Here is a 23,377-nt window from a genome sequence, read left to right on the forward strand (position 1 = left end):
AAGCAATACATCAATTTAAAATCAAATTAAATTAAAACCCGAACGCCCGATAAAACCCAAAAATAAAATGATCGACTTTATTTTAAAGGTTTAATCGGCGTTCGTTTTTTCATAAATTAAGAAAAACGGATGTATGATTAAAAAATAACTAAAACCCGAAACATCCGCCCGCTAATTTTCGATTCTGAACGAAGCGAAGCGGAGTGAGGAATCGGAAATTTGCGGATTCGTACCACGCCGATACAGCAAAAACAAAAAGCTTCTTTTTAAGTCAAATTTATTCACAGGTACGTTCTTTGCCGCATGCATCTGCTCTTTTTTATCACATCCGTTCGCTTGCGCGAACGTGACTGCCGCTGCCGAAAAACTGACCGAAAAGCCGGCGGTATTCTGCCGCCAAAGCCAGCCGCCGCGCGAGCTGCACCATTTTACATAAAATACACAAAATCGGAAATACCATTTTTCGTAAATGTTAAAGAAAAACAAAAGGGGAAATCAAAAAAAAAACAAAAAAGAAAACAAAAATAATAAAAAAAATGCGGAAAACTCCGCATTGTTTTAAATTTGCATTCATTTTGAAAAATTAAATTTAAATTAATCTTCAAGAGAATCTTTAATTTTCTTAAAGAAGCCGCCTTTCTCTTTTTTCTCTTTCTTTTTTGCGCCGGCTTTTGTGGTTGCTTCAAAACCGGAAGATTTGGCGAAATCCTCAAGCATCTTGCGCTGTTCCGGATTCAACTTGTCCGGCGTAATCAAATTGACCGTCACATATTGGTCGCCGACGGATTTGCTGTTCACGTGCGGGAAACCCTTTCCTTTCAACCGGAAAGTGCTGCCGTTTTGCGTTCCTTCAGGAACCGTCATCGTGACGTCGCCGCCAAGTGTTCTGACTGTAATCTCCGTTCCGAGCGCTGCCTGAATAAAGTTCAAATCGACATTGACATAAACGTCATCGCCTTCCCGAACGAAGTAGTTGTCGGGCGTGACGCGGACAATCACGTACAAGTCGCCTGCGGGAGCACCGGGATCACCGACATTGCCGTCACCGGGATAGCGCAAACGCATACCGTTTGGAGCGCCGGCCGGAACCGCGACAGACATTTTCTTTGTCGAGCGCACTTTCCCCTTGCCGGAACATTTCGGACACGGCGTTTCGATCATTTGACCGTTGCCATGGCAAGTCGGGCAAGTGGATTGAGAAATCATATTGCCGAAAGGCGTTTGAATTGTTCTTGAAACGGATCCGATACCGCGGCATTCAGGACATGTTTTTGCAATCGTTCCGGGCTTGGCACCGGTTCCCGAACATTTGTCACACATAATGATTTTCGGAACTTCAATTTCAACCGTCTTTCCTTTGTAAGCTTCTTCCAATGTCAAACGAAGCTCATATTGCAAATCGGCGCCGCGCTGAGGACCGCGTGAACGTGTTCCGCCGAATCCTCCGCCGAAAATATTGCCGAAAATATCACCGAAAATGTCACCGAAATCACTGAAATCAGCGCCGCGGAAAATATCTTCTTCTGAGTAGCGGCTGTCAAATCCGGCATGACCGAACTTATCATAAGAAGCGCGTTTTTCAGAATCCGATAAAACAGCATAAGCTTCAGAAATTTCCTTAAATTTTTCCTCCGCTTCGGGAGAATCATTCTTATCGGGATGGTATTTCATCGCAAGCTTACGATAACTCTTTTTAATCTCGTCGTCGGATGCGCCTTTTTGTACGCCGAGAATATCATAATAATCTTTCTTTGTTGTCATAAAGAACCCTTTTTTGAAAATGAATAAATGATACTGATTATAATGAGCAGTAATAAAGATGATGGAAGATTTACAAAGTAATTGAATATCTTTGAATTGCGGCAGATGAATGAACAAGATTAAAAAACGAGATAAATTTTCGACTGGATGTTAACTAATTGTTCGATGATTGACGATAAAAGATCAAATATAATCGGCATTTGTCTCGCTTAAACTACTATAATGACCTGAAATATTGAAATAGATGAAATATTTATTATAAGCCTGAATGCGGAAAAGCATTCGACAGGATTTACCCAAAAACACGAACATAAAATCCCGTCAAATAACCTACCTAATGAAAATATCCGCTGAAATACGGCGGATATCTTTCATGTAAGGCTTCTTCTATCGTTTTAGGATGTTTTTCGTTTTTGAGGGTTTTGTTGTTTCGTTGGTTAAACTTTGTTGTGTTTTTGGGTAGCGTTTTTGGTATTATTCGATGTGATTAACGGTAACCCGGAAAGTCATTCAAATTTGGTTTGGTTTTACAGGGTGGTTTACATGATATTTTGTTGCATGGGTTTGCATATATCGTTGAATGATACCTAAAGTTTCCTCACGTCGAATAAGCGTGAGTTATGAAGACAATTCCGCGAACGGAAAAGTCATTTTGACAGACCTGTCGAATTTTAACAGAATTTCGGCAATCGTGAAAGTTTTAAAATTTCAATCGAATTTTTAATTGAATTTCAAGCTCAATCTTAATTGAATTTTTAAGTTCAATCATTAAATTGAATTTCAAGTTCAATCTTAATTGAATTTTTAAGTTCAATCAAATTTTAATTCAATGAAATTTACAGTTTTCAAGAAAACCTTTTTCAATCCGTTAGAATTTACGCCATAGAATCAGGCGCAGGTCGGTTGCATAAAAGGAGCAGAACAAATGTCCTGCACCCTTTTATCCAATTCCTCATAGTTCGTTTTACACATGCGAACGCCGCTTTTAATTTATTTTTGGTCGTCGCTTGAGCCGTCTTCGACAGGCTCTTCATAATCATTGGCATCGTTGTATTCAACCGGTTCTTCATATTCGGCATCGACAGCATCGTCGTTTGAAGCCGTATATTCTTGTGATGCGCCATAATCGGCAGCACCAGAATCAGAACCAGCCTGAGCTTCGGAAGCTTTTCTGTACAATGCTTCTGAAATCGGATAAACAGCGGTTTCTAAGGCTTCGGATTTGGCTTTAATTGCCTCAATATCCGGACCTTCAAGTGCTGTTTTAAGTTCATCCATTGCCGTTTCGACCGCTTTCTTTTGATCTTCGGTCACGATATCGGCAGGAGCTTGAGAGACTGCTTTTTCAGCCGCGTTCAAGAGAGAATCGGCGTTGTTGCGGATTTCAATTTCTTCCTTTCTCTTCTTGTCTTCTTCGGCGTGCAATTCAGCATCTTTGACCATGCGGTCGATTTCTTCATCGGAAAGGCCGCCCGGTTTTTGGATGGTGATGGACTGCTTCTTGCCGGTGCCGAGGTCTTTGGCATCCACGTGAAGAATACCGTTTGCATCGATGTCAAACGTCACTTCAACCTGAGGAATGCCGCGGGGTGCCGGCGGAATGCCGTCTAAGATGAATCTGCCCAGTGTTTTGTTGCCGGACGCCACACTGCGTTCGCCCTGAAGAACATGGATTTCAACGGAAGTCTGATTGTTTGCAGCCGTTGAGAAGATCTGGCTCTTCTTGGTCGGAATCGTTGTGTTTCTCTCAATGAGAGGCGTGGAAACACCGCCGAGCGTTTCAATGCCGAGTGTTAACGGAATAACATCCAACAAAAGAATGTCTTTCACATCGCCTGTTAAAACACCGCCCTGAATTGCTGCGCCGACGGCAACGGCTTCATCGGGGTTGATGTTTTTGTACGGCTTCTTGTTGGTGAATTTTTCAATCAGTTCAACAACGGCGGGCATTCTTGTAGAGCCGCCGATAAGAATGACTTTGTCAATCTTTTCGATGTCTAATTTAGAGTCTTCCAATGCCTGGCGCATAGAGACAAGCGTCTTGTCAAGAAGATCTTCAGTCATCTTTTCAAATTGCGCGCGGGTAATGTCAACGTCCAAGTGGAGTTGGTCGCCGTCAGGCCCGAGTGCGATAAACGGTAAGTTGATGTTGGTTGTGGTCACGCCGGAAAGCTCAATCTTTGCTTTTTCGGCAGCGTCCTTCAAACGCTGGAGAGCGGCAAGATCTTTGGATAAGTCAGTGCCGTGGGATTTTTTGAATTCTGTCACGAGGAAGTCGACAATTCTGTTGTCAAAGTCGTCGCCGCCGAGACTTGTGTCACCGCTGGTTGACAAAACTTCAAAGATACCGTCGCCGATTTCCAAAATGGAAACGTCGAATGTTCCGCCGCCCAAGTCGTAAACAAGAATTTTTTGGTCTTTGGATCCTTCTTCCTTGTCAAGACCGTATGCTAAAGCAGCGGCGGTCGGTTCATTGATAATTCTTAAAACTTCCAAACCGGCAATTGTTCCGGCATCCTTTGTTGCCTGTCTCTGGGCATCGTTGAAGTAAGCGGGAACTGTAATAACGGCTTGGGTGATGGATTCGCCGAGGTAGGCTTCTGCATCTGTCTTCAATTTCTGAAGAATCATCGCGGAAATTTCCTGCGGTGTATATTCCTTGTCGTTTAATGTGACCCTGTAATTTGCGTCGCCCATATGTCTCTTAATAGACTGGACAGTGTTTTTGGAGTTGGAAACAGCTTGTCTTTTGGCGATTTGGCCGACGAGCTTTTCACCTTTTTTAGAAAATCCGACGACAGAGGGAGTTGTTCTGCCACCCTCGGCATTCGGAAGAACTGACGGCTCGCTGCCTTCCATAATTGCCATACATGAATTGGTTGTGCCTAAGTCAATGCCTAAGATTTTTGCCATATATATTCACCTTTTGTTTTTGATTTGTAGAGAATTTACGATTTATTGATTTTTTTTGAATTTATAAATTGGAAATTGAATGGAATGTGTGAAATGACTTGATAATGAAATGTGCGTCTCATTCATCAGGCTCAGTTGAAACCGTCACCGTTGCCGGGCGGATCACTTTGGAATGCAGCGTATAACCGGGTTTGAAAACTTCGACAATCGTTTCTTCAGGGCAATCCGCCATCGGAATTTGCGCGACGGATTCATGAAGATGCGGGTCGAATTCAGTTCCGGGTTCTGAAGATATTTTTGAAAGCCCGCTTGATTCAAGATAATTCATAAATTGGCGGTATGTGTTTTTCACGCCCTCCATCAATGAATCCTTGTCCGCCGATTCTTTTTCGGCAGAAGCAATCGCGCGTTCGAAATTATCGGCGACTTCGATCATGTTTAACATAAGCGGTTCGCTTGCAAATTTCTTAATATCTTCAATATGTTTTTGATTGCGTTTTTTATAATTTTCAAAGTCAGCCGCAAGTGTGAGATATGCAGAAGTTAAATCTTCCACCCGTTTTAATAAGGCGGCGTTTTCTTCCGATAAAGCATCGGATTGGACACCCTCGCTTTGTCCGATGTTGCCATCGGTCTCGGCAGTTGTTCCGCCGTCTTCTTCGGGGATGCATTCTGACATGAAAGAATCGTCTTCCGCCGATTCGGCAGAATCGGATTGAACGGCTTCATCATCATATTCTGTGTGACTCATGTTTTTCATCCTAAATTCCAAAGGAGTAATAATTGAACAAATCATAAATATGTCAAAGGTATATAAAGGTTTCTTGCATCGAGGCAATTTTTTGAAAATAAACGAGCTCGGCTGAAATAATAACCAATGGTTAGTATTCAAATAAGCCAATTTAACTGAACAAAATAAATTAGACAGATTGCATGAATAAAGCCCCGGTTATAATACATGATAGAAATGAAAAATAAGATTTACAGACGAACTGCAAATCAGAAATTTTCAAAGTATTTTAAAAGGATGACAGAGCCGATTAAACAAAATGCAACGGCCACTATGAATACATCCCCGCCGATACCTGCTACAGTTCCGTCGTAAGCCATAAAGACAAATTTAACGAGTGCCATAACCAAAATAGTTAAACAAAACGCAACCAAAAAAGCGACGACGACAGCAGTTGTTCTGCGAACGAAACGTGAATTGAAAAACTCATATCCGATGACGAATAAAACGGCAAAGATTAACAGAACCAACGCGATCGGAATCGGTTGTGCCCCTCGGTCGGAAATCATTCCATAGATACCATAGAGGGAAAAAGTCAAAAACAATGCCATTGCGAGTGAGATTAAAAACGTCCTTAAATAACTGTTTTTCAGTTTATTATTAAATGACGGAAGTGCAGGGAGACTCGATTTATTTTTCTCTGTATATTTTCTCGGCGCTATAAAAACACCACCTATTGAATTGTGTGAAATAAAACTAAAAGCCGGCAAATATGGCGAACCGACAAGTGAAGTAAAGTAATTGATAGAAATACAACTATTAAAAATTTAGCCTTTATATCATTGATTCATTTTTCACTTCCAATCAAGACGGAGATTTTTCAAACGCATTTGGAAAAACAATTCTGCAATAAACTTTAAATCATAAGATATCTTTTCAGAGTCATTATTGCAGACATTCAGGCTGACGGCTTTCATGCCTGCAGTCTTATGAATTCTAATTATTCTTAATTTTATCAATAATTAAACAGGAGATAGAAGATGACTAAAGTCGATAACTGTACAACATGCGGCAAAAATCTCGTCGAAGACGGAAGCGTCAGATTCCCCTGCCCGAAATGCGGCGAAGGAATCGGAAGATGCCAGAGTTGCCGTGTCCTCGCCAACACCTACGAATGCACAAAATGCGGATTCGTCGGACCCTGAGCGAGATTGAAGAGAATTAAAAACATACAAATTATTAAAAAAGGTGAAATTATGAGCGGTGTTGCAGCAACAATTAAAGTTATGCCGGCAGATGCTGACACAGACTTAAACGCACTCAAAGAAGCAATCAAAGCAGCCATCCCTGCAAGCGGAAAACTCAACGGTGAAATCATTGAAGAACCGATCGCGTTCGGCTTAAAAGCATTGATGGTGACCGTCATCGTTGAAGACGATGAAGGCGGCATTGAACCCGTCGAAGATGCATTAAACGAAATTCCCGAAGCGGAAAGCGTGAGTGTCATCAACCTCGACAGAATTTAAGATTAATACAAACCAAATTACTGAAATCGGATTATCCGGTTTCACTCTTTTTTAATTTTTAAGACAGGAAAGAAGACATTCTTTAGTTTTATGACTTTTTTGGAATGGCTTTTATTTATGATTGCGGCATCCGTCGCGCGCGAGACAGGATTTCCCGAAAATATTAAAAGAATAGTCCGATTGAAAATAAAAAGAAGAAAAGAACGAAAATAAAAAAAGAGTGAAGATAAAGAAAAAGCGAAGATAAAGAAGAGTGAAAATAAAAAAGCAGAGATAACAGAAGAACGAAAATAAAAAAGAGAAGAGTGAAGACTCAAAAGAGTCTTCAGTCATGATTTTCGATTTATCATTTATCTGCGTTCGTTCATTTGCGGCGGAGCCATGCCGTTGTAGGTGGCGGCCATATGAGAAGCCGGCGCATCCGGAATTTCACGCGTGACGGTTGCGCGAAGCATGTCATCAATTCTGAGAATCATAATTGCAGCTTCGGTTGCGGCTTTAATTGTGTTGGCTTTAACGCGGTACGGATCAACAACGCCTGCTTCAAGCATGTCCGTGATTTTTCCGGTGAACACATTAATTCCCGCATTTTTGTTTTTCGTGTGTTCGGCGCGAAGTGCCAATGAAAGATCAATGACATCCAAGCCGCCGTTGCGGATAAGCGTCTTCGGGAGTTCTTCCAATGCGTCTGCGTATGCGGAAATGACACGCTGGTCGTAACCGCCTGCCTTCGGGGCGTAAGCGGAGAGGCCGAGTGCGACTGCCATTTCGCTGGCACCGCCGCCGGCAACAATCTTGCCGTCTTCGATGACGGATTTGATGACCCAGAGCGCATCGTCAAGTGCTGTGTCAACGCTGTCAGCGTGCTGAAGCGTTTCACCGCGGACAACAATTGTCGCAACCGTTGAGTTGTGACCGCCGCGAATGTAGGTTTTGCCGCCGCCGTTTCGTGTGTCGCGTTCAAGCAAATCAGCACTGCCCAAATCATTTTCTGTGATTTCTTTAGGGTTGCGGATGATTTTTGCGCCTGTTGCGTAAGACACGTTTTCGATATCTTTTTCTTCCATCGGGCGGGAAACGAAAACATCATGCTTTTCAAGGTATTCCAAAACAGGACCTCTGACAACTTTCGTTGAGAAAACAGCGGTTGCGCCGGTGTCAACGATTTTCTTGGCAATTGCGGTCAAATCGTTTCTTTCGCCGTCAATGATTTTTTGGCGTTCTTCAGGAGAACTGACAACCATGACGGAATTGGCTTTCGTTTTATTGGCAATGATTTCCGTATCCAAAAGCGCGATTTTCGGGTTTTCGATTCTTTTCGGTGCTTTTCTGCTGAGCGCGCCGGTGTTTAACGCGATGCCTTCAATGACTTCGGATTCGTCAATTCTTCTCTGAAGCTCGACAACACGAATAATTTTAGTTCTGACATCCACAAAACCGTCTTCTTCAACGATTTCTGCGGCTTTGACACAAAGGTCTGCTAAGAATTCTTTGTGAACATCAGGTGCTTTTCCGGTAATGGAAGTCATAGCGACTTTCTTTAAGATGTCTGCACGATCGCCTTTTGCCACATCAATAGCAGAGTTTTCCAAAAGCTCAAGCGCTTTGGTTTCGGCGATCCGGTATCCCTTAACAATTGCGGACGGATGAATTCCTTTGCGAACAAGTTTTTCGGCTTTGTCCAAAAGCGCGGCGGAAAGGATAACAGAACTTGTTGTTCCGTCGCCTGCTGTAGATTCAACGGATCGGGCAACTTCGACAACCATTTTAGCTGCCGGATGTTCGATGCCGATGTCTTTTAAGATATTGACGCCGTCATTTGTCATGCTGACTTGACCCATTTTATTAATCAGCATTTTATCCATGCCTTTGGGGCCGAGCGTACTCTGAACAAGACCGGCCACCGCTTTTGCGGCGTTGATGTTCATAAAGAGCGCTTCGTTTCCTTTTGTTCTTTCTTTTCCCGGGTCTAAGACAATAATCGGACCTGTTTTTGCCATTCTTATGTCTCCTGATTTTGAATAATAGAATAATAATTAAAGTTAAAACAAACTTTTCAAGATGCATCGCGATGTTTTAAAAACAAAAATAACTTGAAAAAGATGAAATTTCAGATAGAAATCTAACAAATAACTGATTAAAGTTCTATAAAAAACCATCGGTCTCAAAAAACAGATGAGCGGCAGGTGAAGAGAGTATAAGAGCCGCAAAAGAGCAGTAAAAGAGCCATAAAAAGAAGCGCACAAAAATGATATTTTCATTCATCGTTTTCTCATATTTTTCTTTCATGAAAAAATGAGATCACCGTTTTTCTCAAAATAGATTAAACCCGAAACAACCGACCGCTAATTTACATTCCGAATTGAGTGAAACGAAATGAGGAATGGAAATTTGCGGATTCGTACTCATCCGATACAGCAAAAATGAGAAACAGTTTTTCAAGAAGTTGACTTCATTTACAGCATTTGTTTTACAGCATATATTTGATTTGCAGCGTGCGTCAAGTTTGCGACATTTAGTTTGCTGTGTGCATCCGATTTGCCGTATGCATCCGATTTGCTGTGTGCATCTGATTTGCTGTGTGCATCCGATTTGCCGTGTGCATCCGATTTGCCGTGTGCAGTTGGTTTGCTGCGTGCATCTGCTCTTTCTTAGCACACCCGTTCGCTTACGCGAACGGAACCGCCGTCACCCGTCGTTTGAGTTGCTGCTTGTGTCTGCCTTGCCGCGCGCGAGCCGCTCCAGTCGTATAAAAAATAAAAACGCTAACCCGAAATTATAAAAAATAAAAATCGACCATGAATTATAAAGAAATAAGAAAAAGAAACGAACTCGAATTATAACTCGAATTATAAACGGAATAATTCATATATCAAAGGAAGCGTTTAATAAATCCGATTCATTGAAATTAATCATATTTCTATTATTATTCTACTCTACATTATATCTAAATTCATCTTTCAAATCTGATTCATTATGCCTGTTATTACTGTTGATTCAAAGGATCTGGAGACGCTTTCCGGCATTGACCGGCAGAAAATTATTGACAATGTCTCTATGATCGGTGCCGAAGTCGAACGTGTCGAAGAAGAAACAATCGATATCGAATTTTTCCCAAACCGCCCCGACCTTTACAGCGTTGAAGGCGTTTCTCGTGCAATGAAAGCGTTCTTCGGCATGTCGCCCGGCCTTAAGAAATATACCATTAACCCGCCGCAGATTGAAATCACGATTAAAAAAGAAGTCAAAGATGTACGCCCCGTTCTCGGCTGTGCTGTCGTCCGCGGACTTTCATTCACTTCCGCATCCATTAAGTCACTCATGGATTTGCAGGAAGATCTGCACTGGGCACTCGGTCGCGGCCGCAAAAAAGTTTCAATCGGTGTCCATGATATGACCGGCATTACCGCGCCTTTTACATACACAACAGAATCACCGGACTATGCATTTGTTCCGCTGGATCATACCGAAAAAATGACAATGACGGAAATCTTGGAAAAGCATGCCAAAGGCGTCAAGTTTGCCCACCTTGTTAAAGATATGACCAAATATCCGATTATCAAAGACGCGAACGGAAATGTTTTGTCATTCCCGCCGATTATCAACGGAACCTTGACAACCGTCACCGAATCAACGAAAGAATTATTTATCGACGTTACCGGCACGAGCAAAGAAGTGTACACGGCATTAAATATTGTCGTTGCCGCCCTTGCCGAACGCGGCGGCATTATTGAAGCCGTTAAAATTATTGATGAAAGCGCAAACAAAAAAGAATCGGAAACAATTCTTCCGAACCTGGAACCGTTGGTACAGATTATTGCGCAGGAAGAAATCGAAACCCACCTCGGATTTAAATTATCAGCCGACGAAGTGATTCAATCCCTTGCGAAAATGGGATTTGACGCGACCTTGATTTCGAAAAATCCTGCCGCTTTTGAGGTTTTAATTCCGGCATACCGCGCTGATATTTTGCATAAATATGATGTGATTGAAGACGTGGCAATCGGATACGGCTACGCCAACATTCCGGCAAAGCTGCCCGAAAATTACACAGCAGGCAAATCCAATCCGCTTTCAGTTTCAAGACTTGCCGCAAGCGAAGCGATGATCAGTCTCGGCTACAGTCAAGTTATGCCGTTTACGCTGACGAGCGAAAAGATTCATTTTGAAAACATGCGCCGCCCCGTGACAAACGATGTGACGTACGTGATACATCCGATCAGCGAAGACCAGACAATGATTCGAACAACGATTTTGCCCGGTCTTTTGGAAATTTTAGCACTCAACCGTCACAGAGAATTACCGCAGAAGATTTTTGAAGTCGGCGAAGTGGCTGTCAACGCTAAAAACAAACAAAAAATCGCGGCGGTTTCAATTCACCACGCGGCCAACTTTACGGAAATGTCTGAAGTTGTGGATGCGTTTTTAAGAGAAACGAAAACGGAATACGAAATCAAAGAATCCGACGATCCGGCTTTCCTTCCGGGAAGAGTGGCAGACATTTACGTCGGCGGCAAAAAGGTCGGCGTTTTCGGCGAATTGCATCCCGGCGTTTTAACAGCGTTTGAACTCGGATACGCCGTTATCGGTTTTGAAGCGGATATGTCTTTGATTTTCTGATATATTCCTGACTTTTTTTAATATTTTTTAAAATTTTTATTTTTAAATTGTTTTTTAATTAGATTCTAATTATTTTTAATTATTTACGAATTATTTTCCGGTTATTTAGATAATAATTAAGAAAGCGGCAGCTTTGAATTTTTCAAAGAGAAGCATGGTTGGAAAACGGAAACGGCCCGGATATTTTGTGAAAGTGTTTTTGAAAATATTGTGAAAAATATAAAAAATGAAAAACTCAATTTTAGTTGAATATCAAAAAACCGATAAATAAATAGAAAAACGAATAATGCCGACGAATATCGAAAAAATAATCTGAATTTTTGAAAAGAAAGAAGGATTAAAAGCTGTCGACGGAGTGTGTTTTGGGGATTTCCCGCCGACAAATAAAAAGAATCAAAATGTTGTTGGGGGTCAACATTTTGTTTAACGGTTTGATAAGGATTGTTTTACGGAGGTTGTGTCGTCAGACAAAAAAGTGTAAAACAACTTACGTTTACCTAACCCTATTTCTTTCTAAATATTTCAGGTGTATATATAGTTATCGGATTTTTGAAACCGCCGACCGCTTTTAAAAAAACGATAAAACAGATACAGCAGATTATATGAAAAAGAAGGCATGGGTCAAACAAAAACATAAGCGGTCGAAAAATAAATTGTAATAAAAAATCGAAAAGAAAAAAAGTAAAGAAGAAAAATAAAAGAAAAAAAGTAAAAGAAAAAATAAAGAAAAGAAAAAATAAATTTAAGAAAAATGCTGTCTCCCGACTTCTTCGGCGCGTTGAAGAACGGTTCGAAGCGGCAATCCTGTCTCAGCGGCGATTTGTTTACAATTATCATATTCTGCCGTGACAGTAATAAGTTCGCCGTCGGTGAACCGGGCGATTTTAAACGGAATTTCGTAAGACTTGTTGTCGATTGAAACCGGTATTGAAACAATTTCGCGTTTGACAGACAATCTGTGTTTGGTCGGCATAACGCGAACGCCTAATGATCCGGTTTCCCGAATAATTTGCCGCGCCAATTTTTCAGAATCCCCGACTTTTGAAATGACTTTAATCATGTGAGCCGGGCGACCTTTTTTCATATAAATCGGAAAAACGGAAACATCCAATGCGCCGGCACTCATTAAATTTTCAACCAAATTCCCGAGAACTTCGCCTGTCACGTCATCCACATTTGTTTCCAAGACTTCGATTTGATCTTTTTGAAACGGCAGGCAGCCCGAATAATCAATCAGCGAAGCACGCAAAACATTCGGAGATTCTGTTTCAGCATCACCCGCGCCGTAACCGATGCAAACAGTTTTGCTTGTTTGAAGTTGCGCCGGCGCGGCAAAATGAGATAAAATCGCAGCGCCCGTCGGTGTCAACAATTCACGGCTGCCATCAGAATAAAAAGAAAGACCGCCGGATTTTAAGATTTCAAGCGTTGCCGGTGCCGGAACGGGAAGTTTGCCGTGGCAGCAATTCACAAAGCCGCCACCGACATTAACACCGGCACAGATGATTTCATTGTAAGCGGTTTCGGGGTTTTGTTTGAGATTATAAAAAGCGAGACACACGCCGACAACATCGGCAATCGCGTCGTCCTGACCGGTTTCATGAAAATGTAATTTATCAAGCGGTTTTCCGTGAACGACGGATTCGGCTTCTGCAATGATTTTAAAAACGGCAAGCGCGTTTTGTTCAACTTCTTTCGGCAAGCCTGCGCTTGAAACGATATCGCAGATTTCGGAAAAATGGCGCTCGTTGTTTGGTGAATTTTCGGAAATCGAAACATTTGTCGCGGCAATGCCGCCCTTGTTGACTTTTTCAACAGTCATTGAAACATTGGCAAGCGATTCAATATGTTTTTGAATAAAAGATGCTGGTGCTCCTAAATCAATCAGAGTTCCGAGAATCATATCGCCGGAAGCCCCCGAAAACGGCTCGAAATAAATCGCTTTCATTGATGTTCACCACCGCGTTTGCCGGCTCTTGCCGCTTGCATGCGGTTGGCAATTCTTGCTGCGTATGCGCCGGCAACAAATCCCGCATCAATGTTGACGACACTGATGACGGAACAGGATTGAAGCATAGACAAGAGAGCTGCTTCGCCGTTTGCACCCGCGCCGTATCCGGAAGAAACCGGAAGGCCGATGACAGGCGCATCAATAATTCCCGCAACAACTGTCGGGAGTGTCCCCTCACGTCCGGCGGCAACAACAATCGCATCAGGACGCGCTTCTTTTAATTTTTCCATTTCCAGAATAAGACGGTGATATCCGGCAACGCCGACATCATAAATTTCAATCGTTTTGCAGCCCATTTCTTCCGCTGTCATTTTGGCTTCTTCGGCAACTTTAATATCAACCGTTCCGGCAGAAATAATGGCAACCGTGCCGCCCGTCCTCGGCGGTTCGGGATACGCGTCAGAATGAACAACACAAATTGTTTGAGCGCGGCTTTTTTGGACATGATTCGGGAAAACCGCTTCCAATTTTTCCATTTGGGGTGCGGAAACGCGCGTCACCAAAACGCGGCCGACAGCGTCAACGTGCGCGCGGACAATCGCCGTCAAATCTTCATCCGTTTTGCCCTCAGCCAGCACCGCTTCCGGAACGCCGGTTCGCTTGCAGCGAAAAGTGTCAACACGCGCAACATCCGAAACGGATAAAAAACCCATTGCGCGAATGGATTCCTCAGCCTCTGTTAAATCGATTTCGCCGCGGCGGTATTGCTCCAATATTTTTTGAATATCCATTTTTAAGCCTCAAATATTGATATCAGCCTCATGAATTGAGTCTTTTTTTGACACCAAAATGTTTCGGAAATATAAATATTAGATACTATACCTGATGGTATGATAAAAATTCGCTCGGCCCCCCGCATTTTTATGCGACGGCGCACTTGAAACTTGAAAACAGTGCGCAACTGCTTTGATTTGCTCATGCTGTGTCGTATTATGCCGTGTTTGCCGTGTTGTGCCGTGTTGTGCCGCACTGTGCCGTGCTGCGCTCGTAAACGGGACAAAATTTAAAAAAATAAAAAATAAGTTCGCATTTTTCAAAAAAATAAAAAAGAATTATTTATAGAATAAATCAATCATGATATATTTCAGTAATATTTTCAAAATCAAAAAATAACTCACTGTGATTTTTGTTTCGTATTGTCAATATAAATTATGATAAATAGCGGCGTTTTTTCGTCCTATGGGAAGACTTTTAAAGAAGTGAGATTTTTTAATTTTGTAAATTAAATGTTTAACCGATTTGTTTCTGCAAGATTTCGGAGAAACGATTCAAATTTATCTGTATTTTTCTATTGTATAAATAAAACCGCAGAAAGAGGCTCAATAATTATGTTACCCGCAGAAGATCTCAAGCTTGTTGTTGAAAAATTAGGCCGTCAACCGAACGAATTGGAACAAAGCATTTTCTTGAACCTTTGGAGTGAACACTGCTCCTACCGTTCCAGTTGGCCGCTTTTGAAAAACTTTAAAACGACCGGCGAAAATGTCATTATCGGACCGGGCGATGACGCAGCCGTTGTTAAATTCGACGACGAATACGTCCTTTCCATCGCAATGGAAAGCCACAACCACCCTTCTTATATTGATCCTTACAGCGGCGCAGCCACCGGTGTCGGCGGCATTGTCCGTGACGTGATTTCGATGGGAACACCACCGGTTGCGGTTTTAGCTCCATTCTATCTCGGCCCGTTGGATTCCGAGAAAAACAGATGGATTTTTGATAACATTTTACAAGGCTCGGCCGACTACTCCGAAACAATTAAAGTGGCCGGAATCCGCGGTGAATCTTACTTCGATGAAAGATACAATGGCAACCCGCTCGTAAACGTTGTCTGTGTCGGCCTCGGCAAGAAAGAAAATATCATGACTTCAATTTCTAAAACCGCCGGCAACAGATTTGTCCTCTTCGGCTCAAAGACCGGCAGAGACGGCCTCGGCGGCGCAGCATTCGCATCTGCGGACATGTCAGAAGACGACTCTCCCGCCAGAGAAACAATTCCGTCCGGTAATGCCGAACTCGAAAAACGCGTCATTGATGCCACACTCGAAATTATTGAGAAAAAATTGGTTGAATCCTGCCGTGACCTCGGCGCATCCGGTCTTTCCGGCGCAAGCATCGAAATGGCTGAAAAAGGCGGCTTCGGCTTCCACTTAATTGCTGACAATGTGCCGCTGATGTTTGACAATTTAAACATTAACGAAATTATGCTTTCCGAAACTCAGGAAAGAATGCTGGCAGAAATAAAACCTGAAAACATGGGAACGGTCATGGAAATTATGAAAAAGCATGACGTTCCTGCCGCTGATGTCGGCTGCTTAACCGAAGGCGGCATTTTCAAAGTGGAATACAAAGGAAAAATCGAAGCCGAGCTCCCGGTCGACTTTGTCGTCAGCGGTGTTCCGAAAAGAGAAATGCCTTCCAAAGCACCCGAAGCCAGAAGCGAGGTGTTGATTTCCAAGAAACCCGAGCTTCCGGCCGACATGAAAGCTTGCGTTCTTACAATGCTTTCTTCTTACAACCTCGCCTCCCGCAAATCGGTTTGGGAGAAATACGCCAAAACAACGCTTCCTGCGGTCTGTGGTGAAAGCGGCGGCGATGCCGGCATTATTAAAGTGACCGACAAGAAAGGCGTTGCGATGACTTGCGGCTGTGAGCCTGCCGTCGGCCTTTTGGACCCGTACACCGGCGCGGTTATGACAGTGATTGAAAACGCGATGAATATCGCAGTCAAAGGTGCCACCGGCCTTTGTTTAGCGGACAACCTGAACTTCGGCAATCCGAATAAGCCTGAACAATATTGGTACCTCAAGCAGTCCGTCCTCGGTCTTTCCGATGCCGCTAAAAAACTGAATATCCCTGTCGTCGGCGGCAATGTTTCACTTTACAACGAAAGCGCTGAATTTGACACAGCCATTCTTCCGACGCCCGCAATCGGCGTTCTCGGCATTGTCAGCTTTGAAAAACCTGTCCCGTCCTCCTTCTTCAAAGAAACAGAGGAAACCGTTTTCCTGATCGGCACAACCCAAGCAGAACTCGGCGGCAGCGAATACTATCGTGTCGCAAACATGGAAAACGCAGGAAAAGTCCCGACAGTTCCCGAAAACTACGACAAGATCATTGAAGCCATTGCCAAAGCCTGTGCGACCGGTGATGTGACAAGCGCACACGACATTGCACGCGGCGGCCTTGCAAAAGCACTCGCTTCTATGCTCACCGATGTCGGCGCAGAAGTTGACTTAACAGCCCTCGGCATTGACCGTACTGACGACCTCTTGTTCTCCGAATCCCCGGCCAGAGCAATCCTCACCGTGAAATCAACCGACAAGATTGCCGACATCATGAAAGGAATCCCCTGCGTTGCAATCGGTAAAACCGTCAAAGGCGGCGACCTGAAGATTAAAACAGGAAACGAAGAACTCACATTCACGAAAGCCGAAATTGATGATGCTTCCGCATCCATCGAAAAAGCAATGAAAATCGGCTACAAATACGAATAATTTAGATTCCGTGCGAATCAGAAATAAGATATTGATTAATAGTTTCAATATCTTGTTTCCTTTTTTTCTTTTTCAAAATTAAAATCCGATTAACTTTGTTTTTCATTTTTCAAGAATTACGCATATATGCAATAACATAAAGAGAAGACGCTTTTTGGGAATTATTTAAACCCGACACGACCACCCGCTAATTTTCGTTTTCGATCTGAACGAAGTGAAGAGAGAAAACGGAAGTTTGCAAAAATTGCTCGCTTCGCTCACAATTTTTCATGAGCTGAGGGGAAGTGGTGTTTGCAGAAAATCGCTTACGCGATTTTCATCAGCTTCGCTGAAACCCCAAACAACCACCCGCTAATTTACGTTCCGAACTGAGCGAAGCGAAGAGAGGAACGGAAATTTGCGGATTCATACCCTGCCGATACAGCAAAAACAGAAAAACAACTTTTAAATTAATGCATTTTTTTGTTGCGCCTGTTTGCTACGTTTGTTTTGTTCCCGTGTGCTTTTTTGCTAATGCGATTCGTTTTGCTACATGCATCTGCTCTTTCTTAGCACACCCATTCGCTTGCGCGAACGGAACCACTGTCATCTGCCGTTTGCACTAGTTGTCTGCTGCTATCCGACACCGCACAGTCGCTACCCCCCACCGCGCGCGAACTGCTCCGCTTTTCAATAAATTAAACGAAAAAGGTATTGCGTTTTAAAATAAGAAATAAAGAAAGCAACCGCGTTTTTACAAAAAAGAAAAGAGAAAATGAAAAGAAGCGGGATTATTCAACATCCGCTTCCGCTAATTTTTCAATCAATCTCGGAATCACGACATCGGCCGCGCCTTCCACAAACTTAATGCTGCCGACAACCAAGTGGCCGCCGCCGTTCACACCGCTGCCGATGAGTTCTTCGCGGAGTTCTCGGACGATTTGCGGAATGTTCATTAAGACTTTTTTCGATCTGATGACCGCGAAATCGGGACCGAGCCCGAGCGTGATGACCGGCTTGTCGGGATATTTCTGATTGCACATGATATCGTGGATTTCGCCGGATGTTTTTCCGGGCGGCGGGAACGTGAATTTGTGAGCGAATTTTTCAACGTCAATTGTATTGAGAATCGCGCCGCTTTTGAGTTCCGTCATTTTGACATTCGGAAGACACACTTCAAGCTGATCTTTAATCATGCCTGCTGCCTGGTCGGTGAGCATGTCAATGAGGCGAAGATGCGTGTCGTGGTCGCGAAGGTCTAAGATGTCATCAACAATTCCGACACCGCTTCCGAATTTGAGCCAATATTGTTCATAATCTAAAGACAATGCCATCTTTTTGAGATGTTCAAGCGTGTATTTGTCGGAAACCATTTCGATGTACTGCGCGCACTCGGGTGACTCCGAGCGGTCGCCGACACCGGCAACGGCTGCCAGGTGAACGATTTCATCGCTGACTTCGGGGCGAATCATACGCGCCACTTCCGTACACAGCATACCGGCTGTGAGACCGAAATCGCCGCCGACATGATACGGATTGACGTGCGCAATCAAATATTCGTCTGCCGATTCGTGTGGGTGGTGGTGGTCAATGACAACGACATCCATACCGTACACCTGCGTGTGTTTATATGCCGGAACATCTTCGTCGGTTGATCCGTTGTCCACCATCACAATGAGCGGCATCGGCTGACCGAAGCGGATTTCATCTTCGACCGCATAGGAAACGTCTTTCACGACGTCCATCAATTCGTAAAAAGGCGCCTTTGAAGGCGATCTTCTATAAGCGCGGTGTTCGGCATCGGGACCGCCGGTTTCACGGATAAGCGGTAAAATGGCGCGCTCGATGGCAATCGCGGATGTAATGCCGTCAGCGTCAGCGTGATGGCGCAGAATAATCGGGCGTGAGCGCAAAATTGCTTTTCGGATTTCTTTAGCGGCCTGAAGCATGGCCGGTTTCAATTTTTCCAAAACATCACTTTCGACAAGGAACGGAATATCAGACGCTTTGGCGCGTTCGTCGATTGCGGCTTCAATCTTTTGAATCAAAGCGGCTGTTTCATCGGCCGGCAGCGGTTTCAAACTCATTAATTCAATTTGAATGGCACCGTCGCGAATATTGACTTCGCCGACAGCGGAAACGGCCATTCCGGCATCAATATCCGGATAAGAACGCTGACCGGCTGTTGAAAATCCGGCGCACGGGACAGATCCCGTATCATCGGAAATCGTAAAAATCGTCGGGCCGCCGGTTTGTTTCACTTGAAGAACTTCGCCCGCGAATTTGACGGTTTTGCCGTTGTCTTTTGCCGTCATGTTACCGACAGAGGTCAACGGGAATTCTTTTTCGACTTCGACGAGTTCATATTTGGCAGGTCTTTTCGGAACCAAATCCAATTTCACATCGCGGCCGGAGCGGTTGATGTTTTTAATTTGAATAATAATTTCATCGCCTTTGGTTAAAGAAGAGCAGGCACTGTCAAAGTTTTTCTCATGGAGAAGCCCTTTGATGCCGTCATTGAGTTTGACGAAAGCGCCGAGATTTTCAACAACGCCGTCAACGCAGCCGATGTAAAGCTTGCCGCTTGCCAAATCATTGTAGTCGCAGGAGTTGTCAAGCTTGTGAACGCAACCGGACGACAGACAAGCGTTGCAGATTTCTTCACCGTTGTCATTGAGATACGGAATTTGTTTCCCGCAGCGTGTGCAGTGGTAAATTTCACCTTTTCCGCGGCATTCTTCACATTTTTCTTTTTTCTCGTAAATGCCAGTTCCGCCGCAAGTGTCACAGACACCGCTCACGAAAGAATCAAGATTTTTGTCGGAAAGATCCATCAGATTAATGGATTTCGGCTTTCCCGTGCCGACAACGCCGCTGCATTTCGGGCACGGGCCGGTTTCTAAAATATTGAAACCCTGACCGTAACAGTTAGAACATTTTTCACTCATAATTTTTCACTTGGTGATAAAAAACGGATTTTAGAATATAAAGTATTGCAAAAGAATGTGAAACAAAAAAAAGGAAAACGGAAAGGAAAAAATGAAGAAGAGCAAAAGGAAGAAATGAAATAGATGAAAAGGATTGACATTTCTGATGATTGAAATAGCGCGCGCCGACCAAATCAACGAGATTGCCGAAATTTGGCTGACATCTAACATTCACGGGCAGGATTTTATTCCGGCCGAATATTGGAACCGGCATTTTAAATCGGTCAAAGAAATGCTGCCCGCCGCTGAAATTTACATTTATATCGATAACAATAAAATTGAGGGTTTTATCGGTATTATGGATGAGAAATACATCGCCGGCCTATTTGTTCTGCCGACACGGCAATCACATGGAATCGGGCGTCAGTTGATTGAAGAATGTCAAAAAAGATATCCGTTTTTGGAACTGGACGCTTATTCAAAAAACTCCCGTGCCGTTCACTTTTACTTAAAAAACGGATTTCAAATCATTTCCGAGAAAATTAATGACGAAACGAACGAACTTGAATATCGAATGGTTTGGAAAAAAGAGTGAGAAGAACATTATTTCTTTTGTTCTTCCAAAAGCTGTCGAATTGTTTTAACTTCGGAAATCAGCGCTGACATATCGTTTGAAGAGGCGGAAACCGTTTGTGAAGCGGAAGAAACGGTCGAATCTTCACCGCCCGTGACAGCGGTAACCGGCGGCACGCCGCGAACAAAATCCATAATGAAAGCGCGCAGCGGTTCTGCATCTTCCATTCCGATGATTGAAATTTCAGAACCGGCTTTGCCGCCCGAATTTCCGGCGGTTTGAATTTGAAGATTGGAAATCTTAAAAATTCTCATTACCGGACCTTGAGAAATATCAACATTTGTAATTCTGTTGTACGGAACGATGCCGGTTTTTCTGAACCAGACGCCGCGCCTCCATGTCATTTCAGTGTCATTTAAGTGGTAGACAATGGATTTGTAGTAGAGCCGGACCCAAACGAGAACGAAAGCGACAACAAGAAGCAAAATGATGACAAAAACAGTTATTGCCACGCTCGTGGTGACGTAACTTGTAAAAATTGTCGCGGCTGGAAAAATAAGCCAGCCAAATGTAAAAACATAAAGCACAGCTGTAACGGCAATTGTGTAAATCGCTAAATACGGTTTGTATTGAGGCGACGGTTTAAAATCTTCTTTGAAAGGAATCATATTCATCAACCAGCAATAGATGTCGGTATAATAAGTAGATTTCTAATGAGCCTCATCTTACTTTTTCCACCAAATATGCGCGTACAATCCGTCTTCGGGCAAAACAAGTCCTTTCCCTGAAACTTCTGTCATCTGTTCTTTCAAATAATCTTCAACCAATCGAATCTGCCAATCTTCTGTTGCTGCCAATCTGTCAACATATTCATCAAGCGCTTCTTCAAATGATTCATAATAATGAGAATCTTTCAGCGGCAACACTTCCAAACTCGCATAAATGCCGGTCTGATACAAAGCGTTCCAAACCAAATCGGCAAGCGGGCGACCGTAATAATCTTCGCCGTGGAGTTTTGTCCAAAGCGCTTCACTGATTCTGCCCCACGGCGGATCTGTCAGGAACCAAAAAATATGAACTTCTTTTCGGGCAACATCATTCATTTTCAAAAGCGCGTCTTTCAAATCGGGAACGGACATCGCAAAAGAAGAAACAACATAATCGAATTGACCGATTTCATCGGGAGAAACATCCTCCCAAACTTTCGGAATGATTGAAATGTCAGCGTCAACGCCTTTTACTTTTTTGTATTCCGCAAGTGCCGCGTGCATCGGCGGCGCAGGCTCAACGACAGTCACGTTGCAGCCGGCAGCGGCCAGCGGCACGGCAAGCGTTCCGGGTCCGGCACCGATGTCAAGAACGGTTGAGCCGGGCGGAAACGGCAGGCAGTTGAGCTGATCTTTGACACGCTCGACATTTCCCTGAAGCAGATTTTGAAGCATCTGATCTGTATTTTTTTGAACGGAAAAACGTTGAGCGCCTGTTTGAAAATTCGTCATTTTCTTTTGTTTGGAAAAATGTTCATTCCATTCGTGATTTGCGTTGTTCATATTTTCAAAAAGACATTCGTTGTTTAATACATTTTTGATGATTTGTAACAACTTTGAAATGGAATGCACTCACATTGATAATTGTCGATATAGACAAGTATAAATATCAAAAAAGAATTGAATAAATTAACACATAGACAAATATCAATATGATTTGAAAGGAGAAACAAATTTTGATAGAACAATATCTGCCGCTGATTGAAGAAACGTTGAAATCGTTTATCACATTAGGACTTGAATTATCGATATTATTTTTTGCGATCAGCGGACTTGTCGGTTTGGTTCAGCAATATGTTCCCGAATCAAAAATTAAATCCGTTTTGGGCGGAAAATACGGAACGGGATATATTTTCGCGGTTCTTCTCGGAATGCTGACACCGTTTTGCAGCTGTTCCACAATTCCGGTGCTGCGCGGTTTGATAAAAGCGAAAGCCGGATTCGGCCCGACGCTTACATTTTTATTCACATCCCCTCTTTTGAATCCCGTTGTTGTCGGCCTGTTTATTGCGACATTCGGTTTGAGAGTAACAGTCACTTATGTTTGTATTGCCATCGTTATTGCCATTGTTTCCGGATTCATTTTAAGCAAATTCGGTTTTGAAAAGTATATCATTCCGGAAAATGAAGACGTCCCCGTCAAATGTTGTGATTCGCCGGCCGGGAAAAAGCCGATTACTTTGACAACGGTAAAAACCTGTTGCCCCTCCCCCGAACCGATTGTGATTGATAAAAAACCGACTTTTTGGATGAATGTCAAAACGGCATTTAAAGGAGCGGCAAAACAATTCAAGAATTTATTCCCGTATTTATTGCTCGGTGTTGCGATCGGCTCCGTTATTCACGGTTTTGTGCCGGGAGATTTCATTGCGAAATACGCCGGCGACGATAACCTGCTCGCCATTCCGATTGCGGCAGTCATCGGTATTCCGTTGTATCTGCGTGTTGAAACTTTAATTCCGCTCAGCGCCGCTTTGGTTTCAAAAGGAATGAGTCTCGGGGCTGTCATGGCATTAATTATCGGCGGTGCCGGCGCCAGTCTGACAGAAGTGATTCTTTTGAAATCAATGTTTAAAACACCGATGATAATTGCGTTTTTGACGGTTGTTCTCGGGATGGCCGTTTTTGCGGGTTATTTCTTCCAACTCGTGTTTTAAAAAAGACAAATCTGAAAACAGAATATTAAAAAAAATAACAAAATGATAAACACGGATAGAACAATTATCAATTAATTAAAAAATTAAAAATTAAAATGAAAAAATTAAAAATTAAACAAAAATAAAAACAAAAAT

At 43.2% G+C, this 23,377-nt stretch carries 17 protein-coding genes; 7 read left to right on the forward strand and 10 right to left on the reverse strand.

Annotated elements, in window-relative coordinates:
* Positions 1 to 594 precede the first annotated feature (594 nt).
* From dnaJ to C7391_RS03810, 4 genes are all read right to left on the reverse strand, one after another.
* The gene (dnaJ, locus tag C7391_RS03795) at positions 595 to 1,761 is read right to left on the reverse strand and encodes a molecular chaperone DnaJ (protein ID WP_133517230.1); all 1,167 of its coding nucleotides are present in this window, start codon (positions 1,759 to 1,761) and stop codon (positions 595 to 597) included.
* Between the two features lie 990 nt (positions 1,762 to 2,751).
* Positions 2,752 to 4,674: a molecular chaperone DnaK gene (dnaK, locus tag C7391_RS03800; RefSeq protein ID WP_133517231.1), complete on the reverse strand. Its 1,923-nt coding sequence runs from the start codon at positions 4,672 to 4,674 to the stop codon at positions 2,752 to 2,754.
* Positions 4,675 to 4,792: 118 nt separating this feature from the next.
* Positions 4,793 to 5,425: a nucleotide exchange factor GrpE gene (locus C7391_RS03805; protein WP_166627396.1), complete on the reverse strand. Its 633-nt coding sequence runs from the start codon at positions 5,423 to 5,425 to the stop codon at positions 4,793 to 4,795.
* A gap of 248 nt (positions 5,426 to 5,673) precedes the next feature.
* Positions 5,674 to 5,973, reverse strand: a complete 300-nt coding sequence (locus tag C7391_RS03810; RefSeq protein WP_133517233.1) for a hypothetical protein — start codon at positions 5,971 to 5,973, stop codon at positions 5,674 to 5,676.
* Positions 5,974 to 6,444: 471 nt separating this feature from the next.
* Here C7391_RS03810 and C7391_RS03815 point away from each other — a divergent pair, with 471 nt between their 5' ends.
* Both C7391_RS03815 and C7391_RS03820 read left to right on the forward strand, forming a co-directional pair.
* Entirely contained in the window at positions 6,445 to 6,609 is a 165-nt protein-coding gene (locus tag C7391_RS03815; RefSeq protein ID WP_133517234.1) for a zinc finger domain-containing protein, read from the forward strand.
* A gap of 51 nt (positions 6,610 to 6,660) precedes the next feature.
* Positions 6,661 to 6,930, forward strand: a complete 270-nt coding sequence (locus C7391_RS03820; RefSeq protein WP_133517235.1) for an elongation factor 1-beta — start codon at positions 6,661 to 6,663, stop codon at positions 6,928 to 6,930.
* 350 nt (positions 6,931 to 7,280) lie between these two features.
* On the opposite strand, the gene thsA is transcribed toward C7391_RS03820, so the two are convergent.
* Positions 7,281 to 8,930: a thermosome subunit alpha gene (thsA, locus tag C7391_RS03825; RefSeq protein WP_133517236.1), complete on the reverse strand. Its 1,650-nt coding sequence runs from the start codon at positions 8,928 to 8,930 to the stop codon at positions 7,281 to 7,283.
* Positions 8,931 to 9,450: 520 nt separating this feature from the next.
* Between thsA and C7391_RS08575 the strand changes: the two genes are divergently transcribed.
* Together C7391_RS08575 and pheT are read left to right on the forward strand one after the other, a co-directional pair.
* Entirely contained in the window at positions 9,451 to 9,585 is a 135-nt protein-coding gene (locus C7391_RS08575) for a hypothetical protein (protein ID WP_263295305.1), read from the forward strand.
* A gap of 321 nt (positions 9,586 to 9,906) precedes the next feature.
* On the forward strand, positions 9,907 to 11,550 hold the full coding sequence (pheT, locus tag C7391_RS03830; protein ID WP_133517237.1) for a phenylalanine--tRNA ligase subunit beta: 1,644 nt from the start codon (positions 9,907 to 9,909) through the stop codon (positions 11,548 to 11,550).
* Positions 11,551 to 12,292: 742 nt separating this feature from the next.
* On the opposite strand, the gene larC is transcribed toward pheT, so the two are convergent.
* Together larC and larB are read right to left on the reverse strand one after the other, a co-directional pair.
* On the reverse strand, positions 12,293 to 13,498 hold the full coding sequence (larC, locus tag C7391_RS03835; protein ID WP_133517238.1) for a nickel pincer cofactor biosynthesis protein LarC: 1,206 nt from the start codon (positions 13,496 to 13,498) through the stop codon (positions 12,293 to 12,295).
* Complete coding sequence (gene larB, locus C7391_RS03840; protein WP_133517239.1) at positions 13,495 to 14,292, reverse strand: nickel pincer cofactor biosynthesis protein LarB; 798 nt, start codon at positions 14,290 to 14,292, stop codon at positions 13,495 to 13,497. Before larB ends, larC begins: the two co-directional genes overlap by 4 nt.
* A 597-nt stretch (positions 14,293 to 14,889) precedes the next feature.
* On the opposite strand from larB, the gene purL reads away from it, so the two are divergent.
* The gene (gene purL / locus C7391_RS03845) at positions 14,890 to 17,058 is read left to right on the forward strand and encodes a phosphoribosylformylglycinamidine synthase subunit PurL (protein ID WP_133517240.1); all 2,169 of its coding nucleotides are present in this window, start codon (positions 14,890 to 14,892) and stop codon (positions 17,056 to 17,058) included.
* 770 nt (positions 17,059 to 17,828) lie between these two features.
* On the opposite strand, the gene C7391_RS03850 is transcribed toward purL, so the two are convergent.
* Positions 17,829 to 19,985, reverse strand: coding sequence for a DHH family phosphoesterase (locus tag C7391_RS03850; RefSeq protein WP_133517241.1), 2,157 nt, complete (start codon positions 19,983 to 19,985; stop codon positions 17,829 to 17,831).
* 145 nt (positions 19,986 to 20,130) lie between these two features.
* Between C7391_RS03850 and C7391_RS03855 the strand changes: the two genes are divergently transcribed.
* Entirely contained in the window at positions 20,131 to 20,559 is a 429-nt protein-coding gene (locus C7391_RS03855) for an N-acetyltransferase (protein WP_133517242.1), read from the forward strand.
* An 8-nt stretch (positions 20,560 to 20,567) separates the two neighbouring features.
* On the opposite strand, the gene C7391_RS03860 is transcribed toward C7391_RS03855, so the two are convergent.
* Both C7391_RS03860 and C7391_RS03865 read right to left on the reverse strand, forming a co-directional pair.
* Positions 20,568 to 21,206 carry a PH domain-containing protein gene (locus tag C7391_RS03860; protein ID WP_208107056.1) on the reverse strand — a complete coding sequence of 213 codons (639 nt, stop codon included), beginning with the start codon at positions 21,204 to 21,206 and terminating at the stop codon, positions 20,568 to 20,570.
* A gap of 57 nt (positions 21,207 to 21,263) precedes the next feature.
* A complete protein-coding gene (locus C7391_RS03865) occupies positions 21,264 to 22,037 on the reverse strand; it encodes a class I SAM-dependent methyltransferase (protein WP_166627397.1) in 774 nt (257 codons plus the stop codon).
* 224 nt (positions 22,038 to 22,261) lie between these two features.
* On the opposite strand from C7391_RS03865, the gene C7391_RS03870 reads away from it, so the two are divergent.
* On the forward strand, positions 22,262 to 23,242 hold the full coding sequence (locus tag C7391_RS03870) for a permease (protein ID WP_208107057.1): 981 nt from the start codon (positions 22,262 to 22,264) through the stop codon (positions 23,240 to 23,242).
* Positions 23,243 to 23,377 lie beyond the last annotated feature (135 nt).

The sequence above is a fragment of the Methanimicrococcus blatticola genome, from assembly GCF_004363215.1.
Taxonomy (GTDB): domain Archaea; phylum Halobacteriota; class Methanosarcinia; order Methanosarcinales; family Methanosarcinaceae; genus Methanimicrococcus; species Methanimicrococcus blatticola.

Excerpts from the sequence above, each read along its gene's own strand:
- dnaJ (WP_133517230.1), bottom strand. The coding sequence starts at position 1,761 with ATGACAACAAAGAAAGATTATTATGATATTCTCGGCGTACAAAAAGGC.
- dnaK (WP_133517231.1), bottom strand. The coding sequence starts at position 4,674 with ATGGCAAAAATCTTAGGCATTGACTTAGGCACAACCAATTCATGTATG.
- C7391_RS03805 (WP_166627396.1), bottom strand. The coding sequence starts at position 5,425 with ATGAGTCACACAGAATATGATGATGAAGCCGTTCAATCCGATTCTGCC.
- C7391_RS03810 (WP_133517233.1), bottom strand. The coding sequence starts at position 5,973 with ATGATTTCCGACCGAGGGGCACAACCGATTCCGATCGCGTTGGTTCTG.
- C7391_RS03815 (WP_133517234.1), top strand. The coding sequence starts at position 6,445 with ATGACTAAAGTCGATAACTGTACAACATGCGGCAAAAATCTCGTCGAA.
- C7391_RS03820 (WP_133517235.1), top strand. The coding sequence starts at position 6,661 with ATGAGCGGTGTTGCAGCAACAATTAAAGTTATGCCGGCAGATGCTGAC.
- thsA (WP_133517236.1), bottom strand. The coding sequence starts at position 8,930 with ATGGCAAAAACAGGTCCGATTATTGTCTTAGACCCGGGAAAAGAAAGA.
- pheT (WP_133517237.1), top strand. The coding sequence starts at position 9,907 with ATGCCTGTTATTACTGTTGATTCAAAGGATCTGGAGACGCTTTCCGGC.
- larC (WP_133517238.1), bottom strand. The coding sequence starts at position 13,498 with ATGAAAGCGATTTATTTCGAGCCGTTTTCGGGGGCTTCCGGCGATATG.
- larB (WP_133517239.1), bottom strand. The coding sequence starts at position 14,292 with ATGGATATTCAAAAAATATTGGAGCAATACCGCCGCGGCGAAATCGAT.
- purL (WP_133517240.1), top strand. The coding sequence starts at position 14,890 with ATGTTACCCGCAGAAGATCTCAAGCTTGTTGTTGAAAAATTAGGCCGT.
- C7391_RS03850 (WP_133517241.1), bottom strand. The coding sequence starts at position 19,985 with ATGAGTGAAAAATGTTCTAACTGTTACGGTCAGGGTTTCAATATTTTA.
- C7391_RS03855 (WP_133517242.1), top strand. The coding sequence starts at position 20,131 with ATGATTGAAATAGCGCGCGCCGACCAAATCAACGAGATTGCCGAAATT.
- C7391_RS03860 (WP_208107056.1), bottom strand. The coding sequence starts at position 21,206 with ATGATTCCTTTCAAAGAAGATTTTAAACCGTCGCCTCAATACAAACCG.
- C7391_RS03865 (WP_166627397.1), bottom strand. The coding sequence starts at position 22,037 with ATGACGAATTTTCAAACAGGCGCTCAACGTTTTTCCGTTCAAAAAAAT.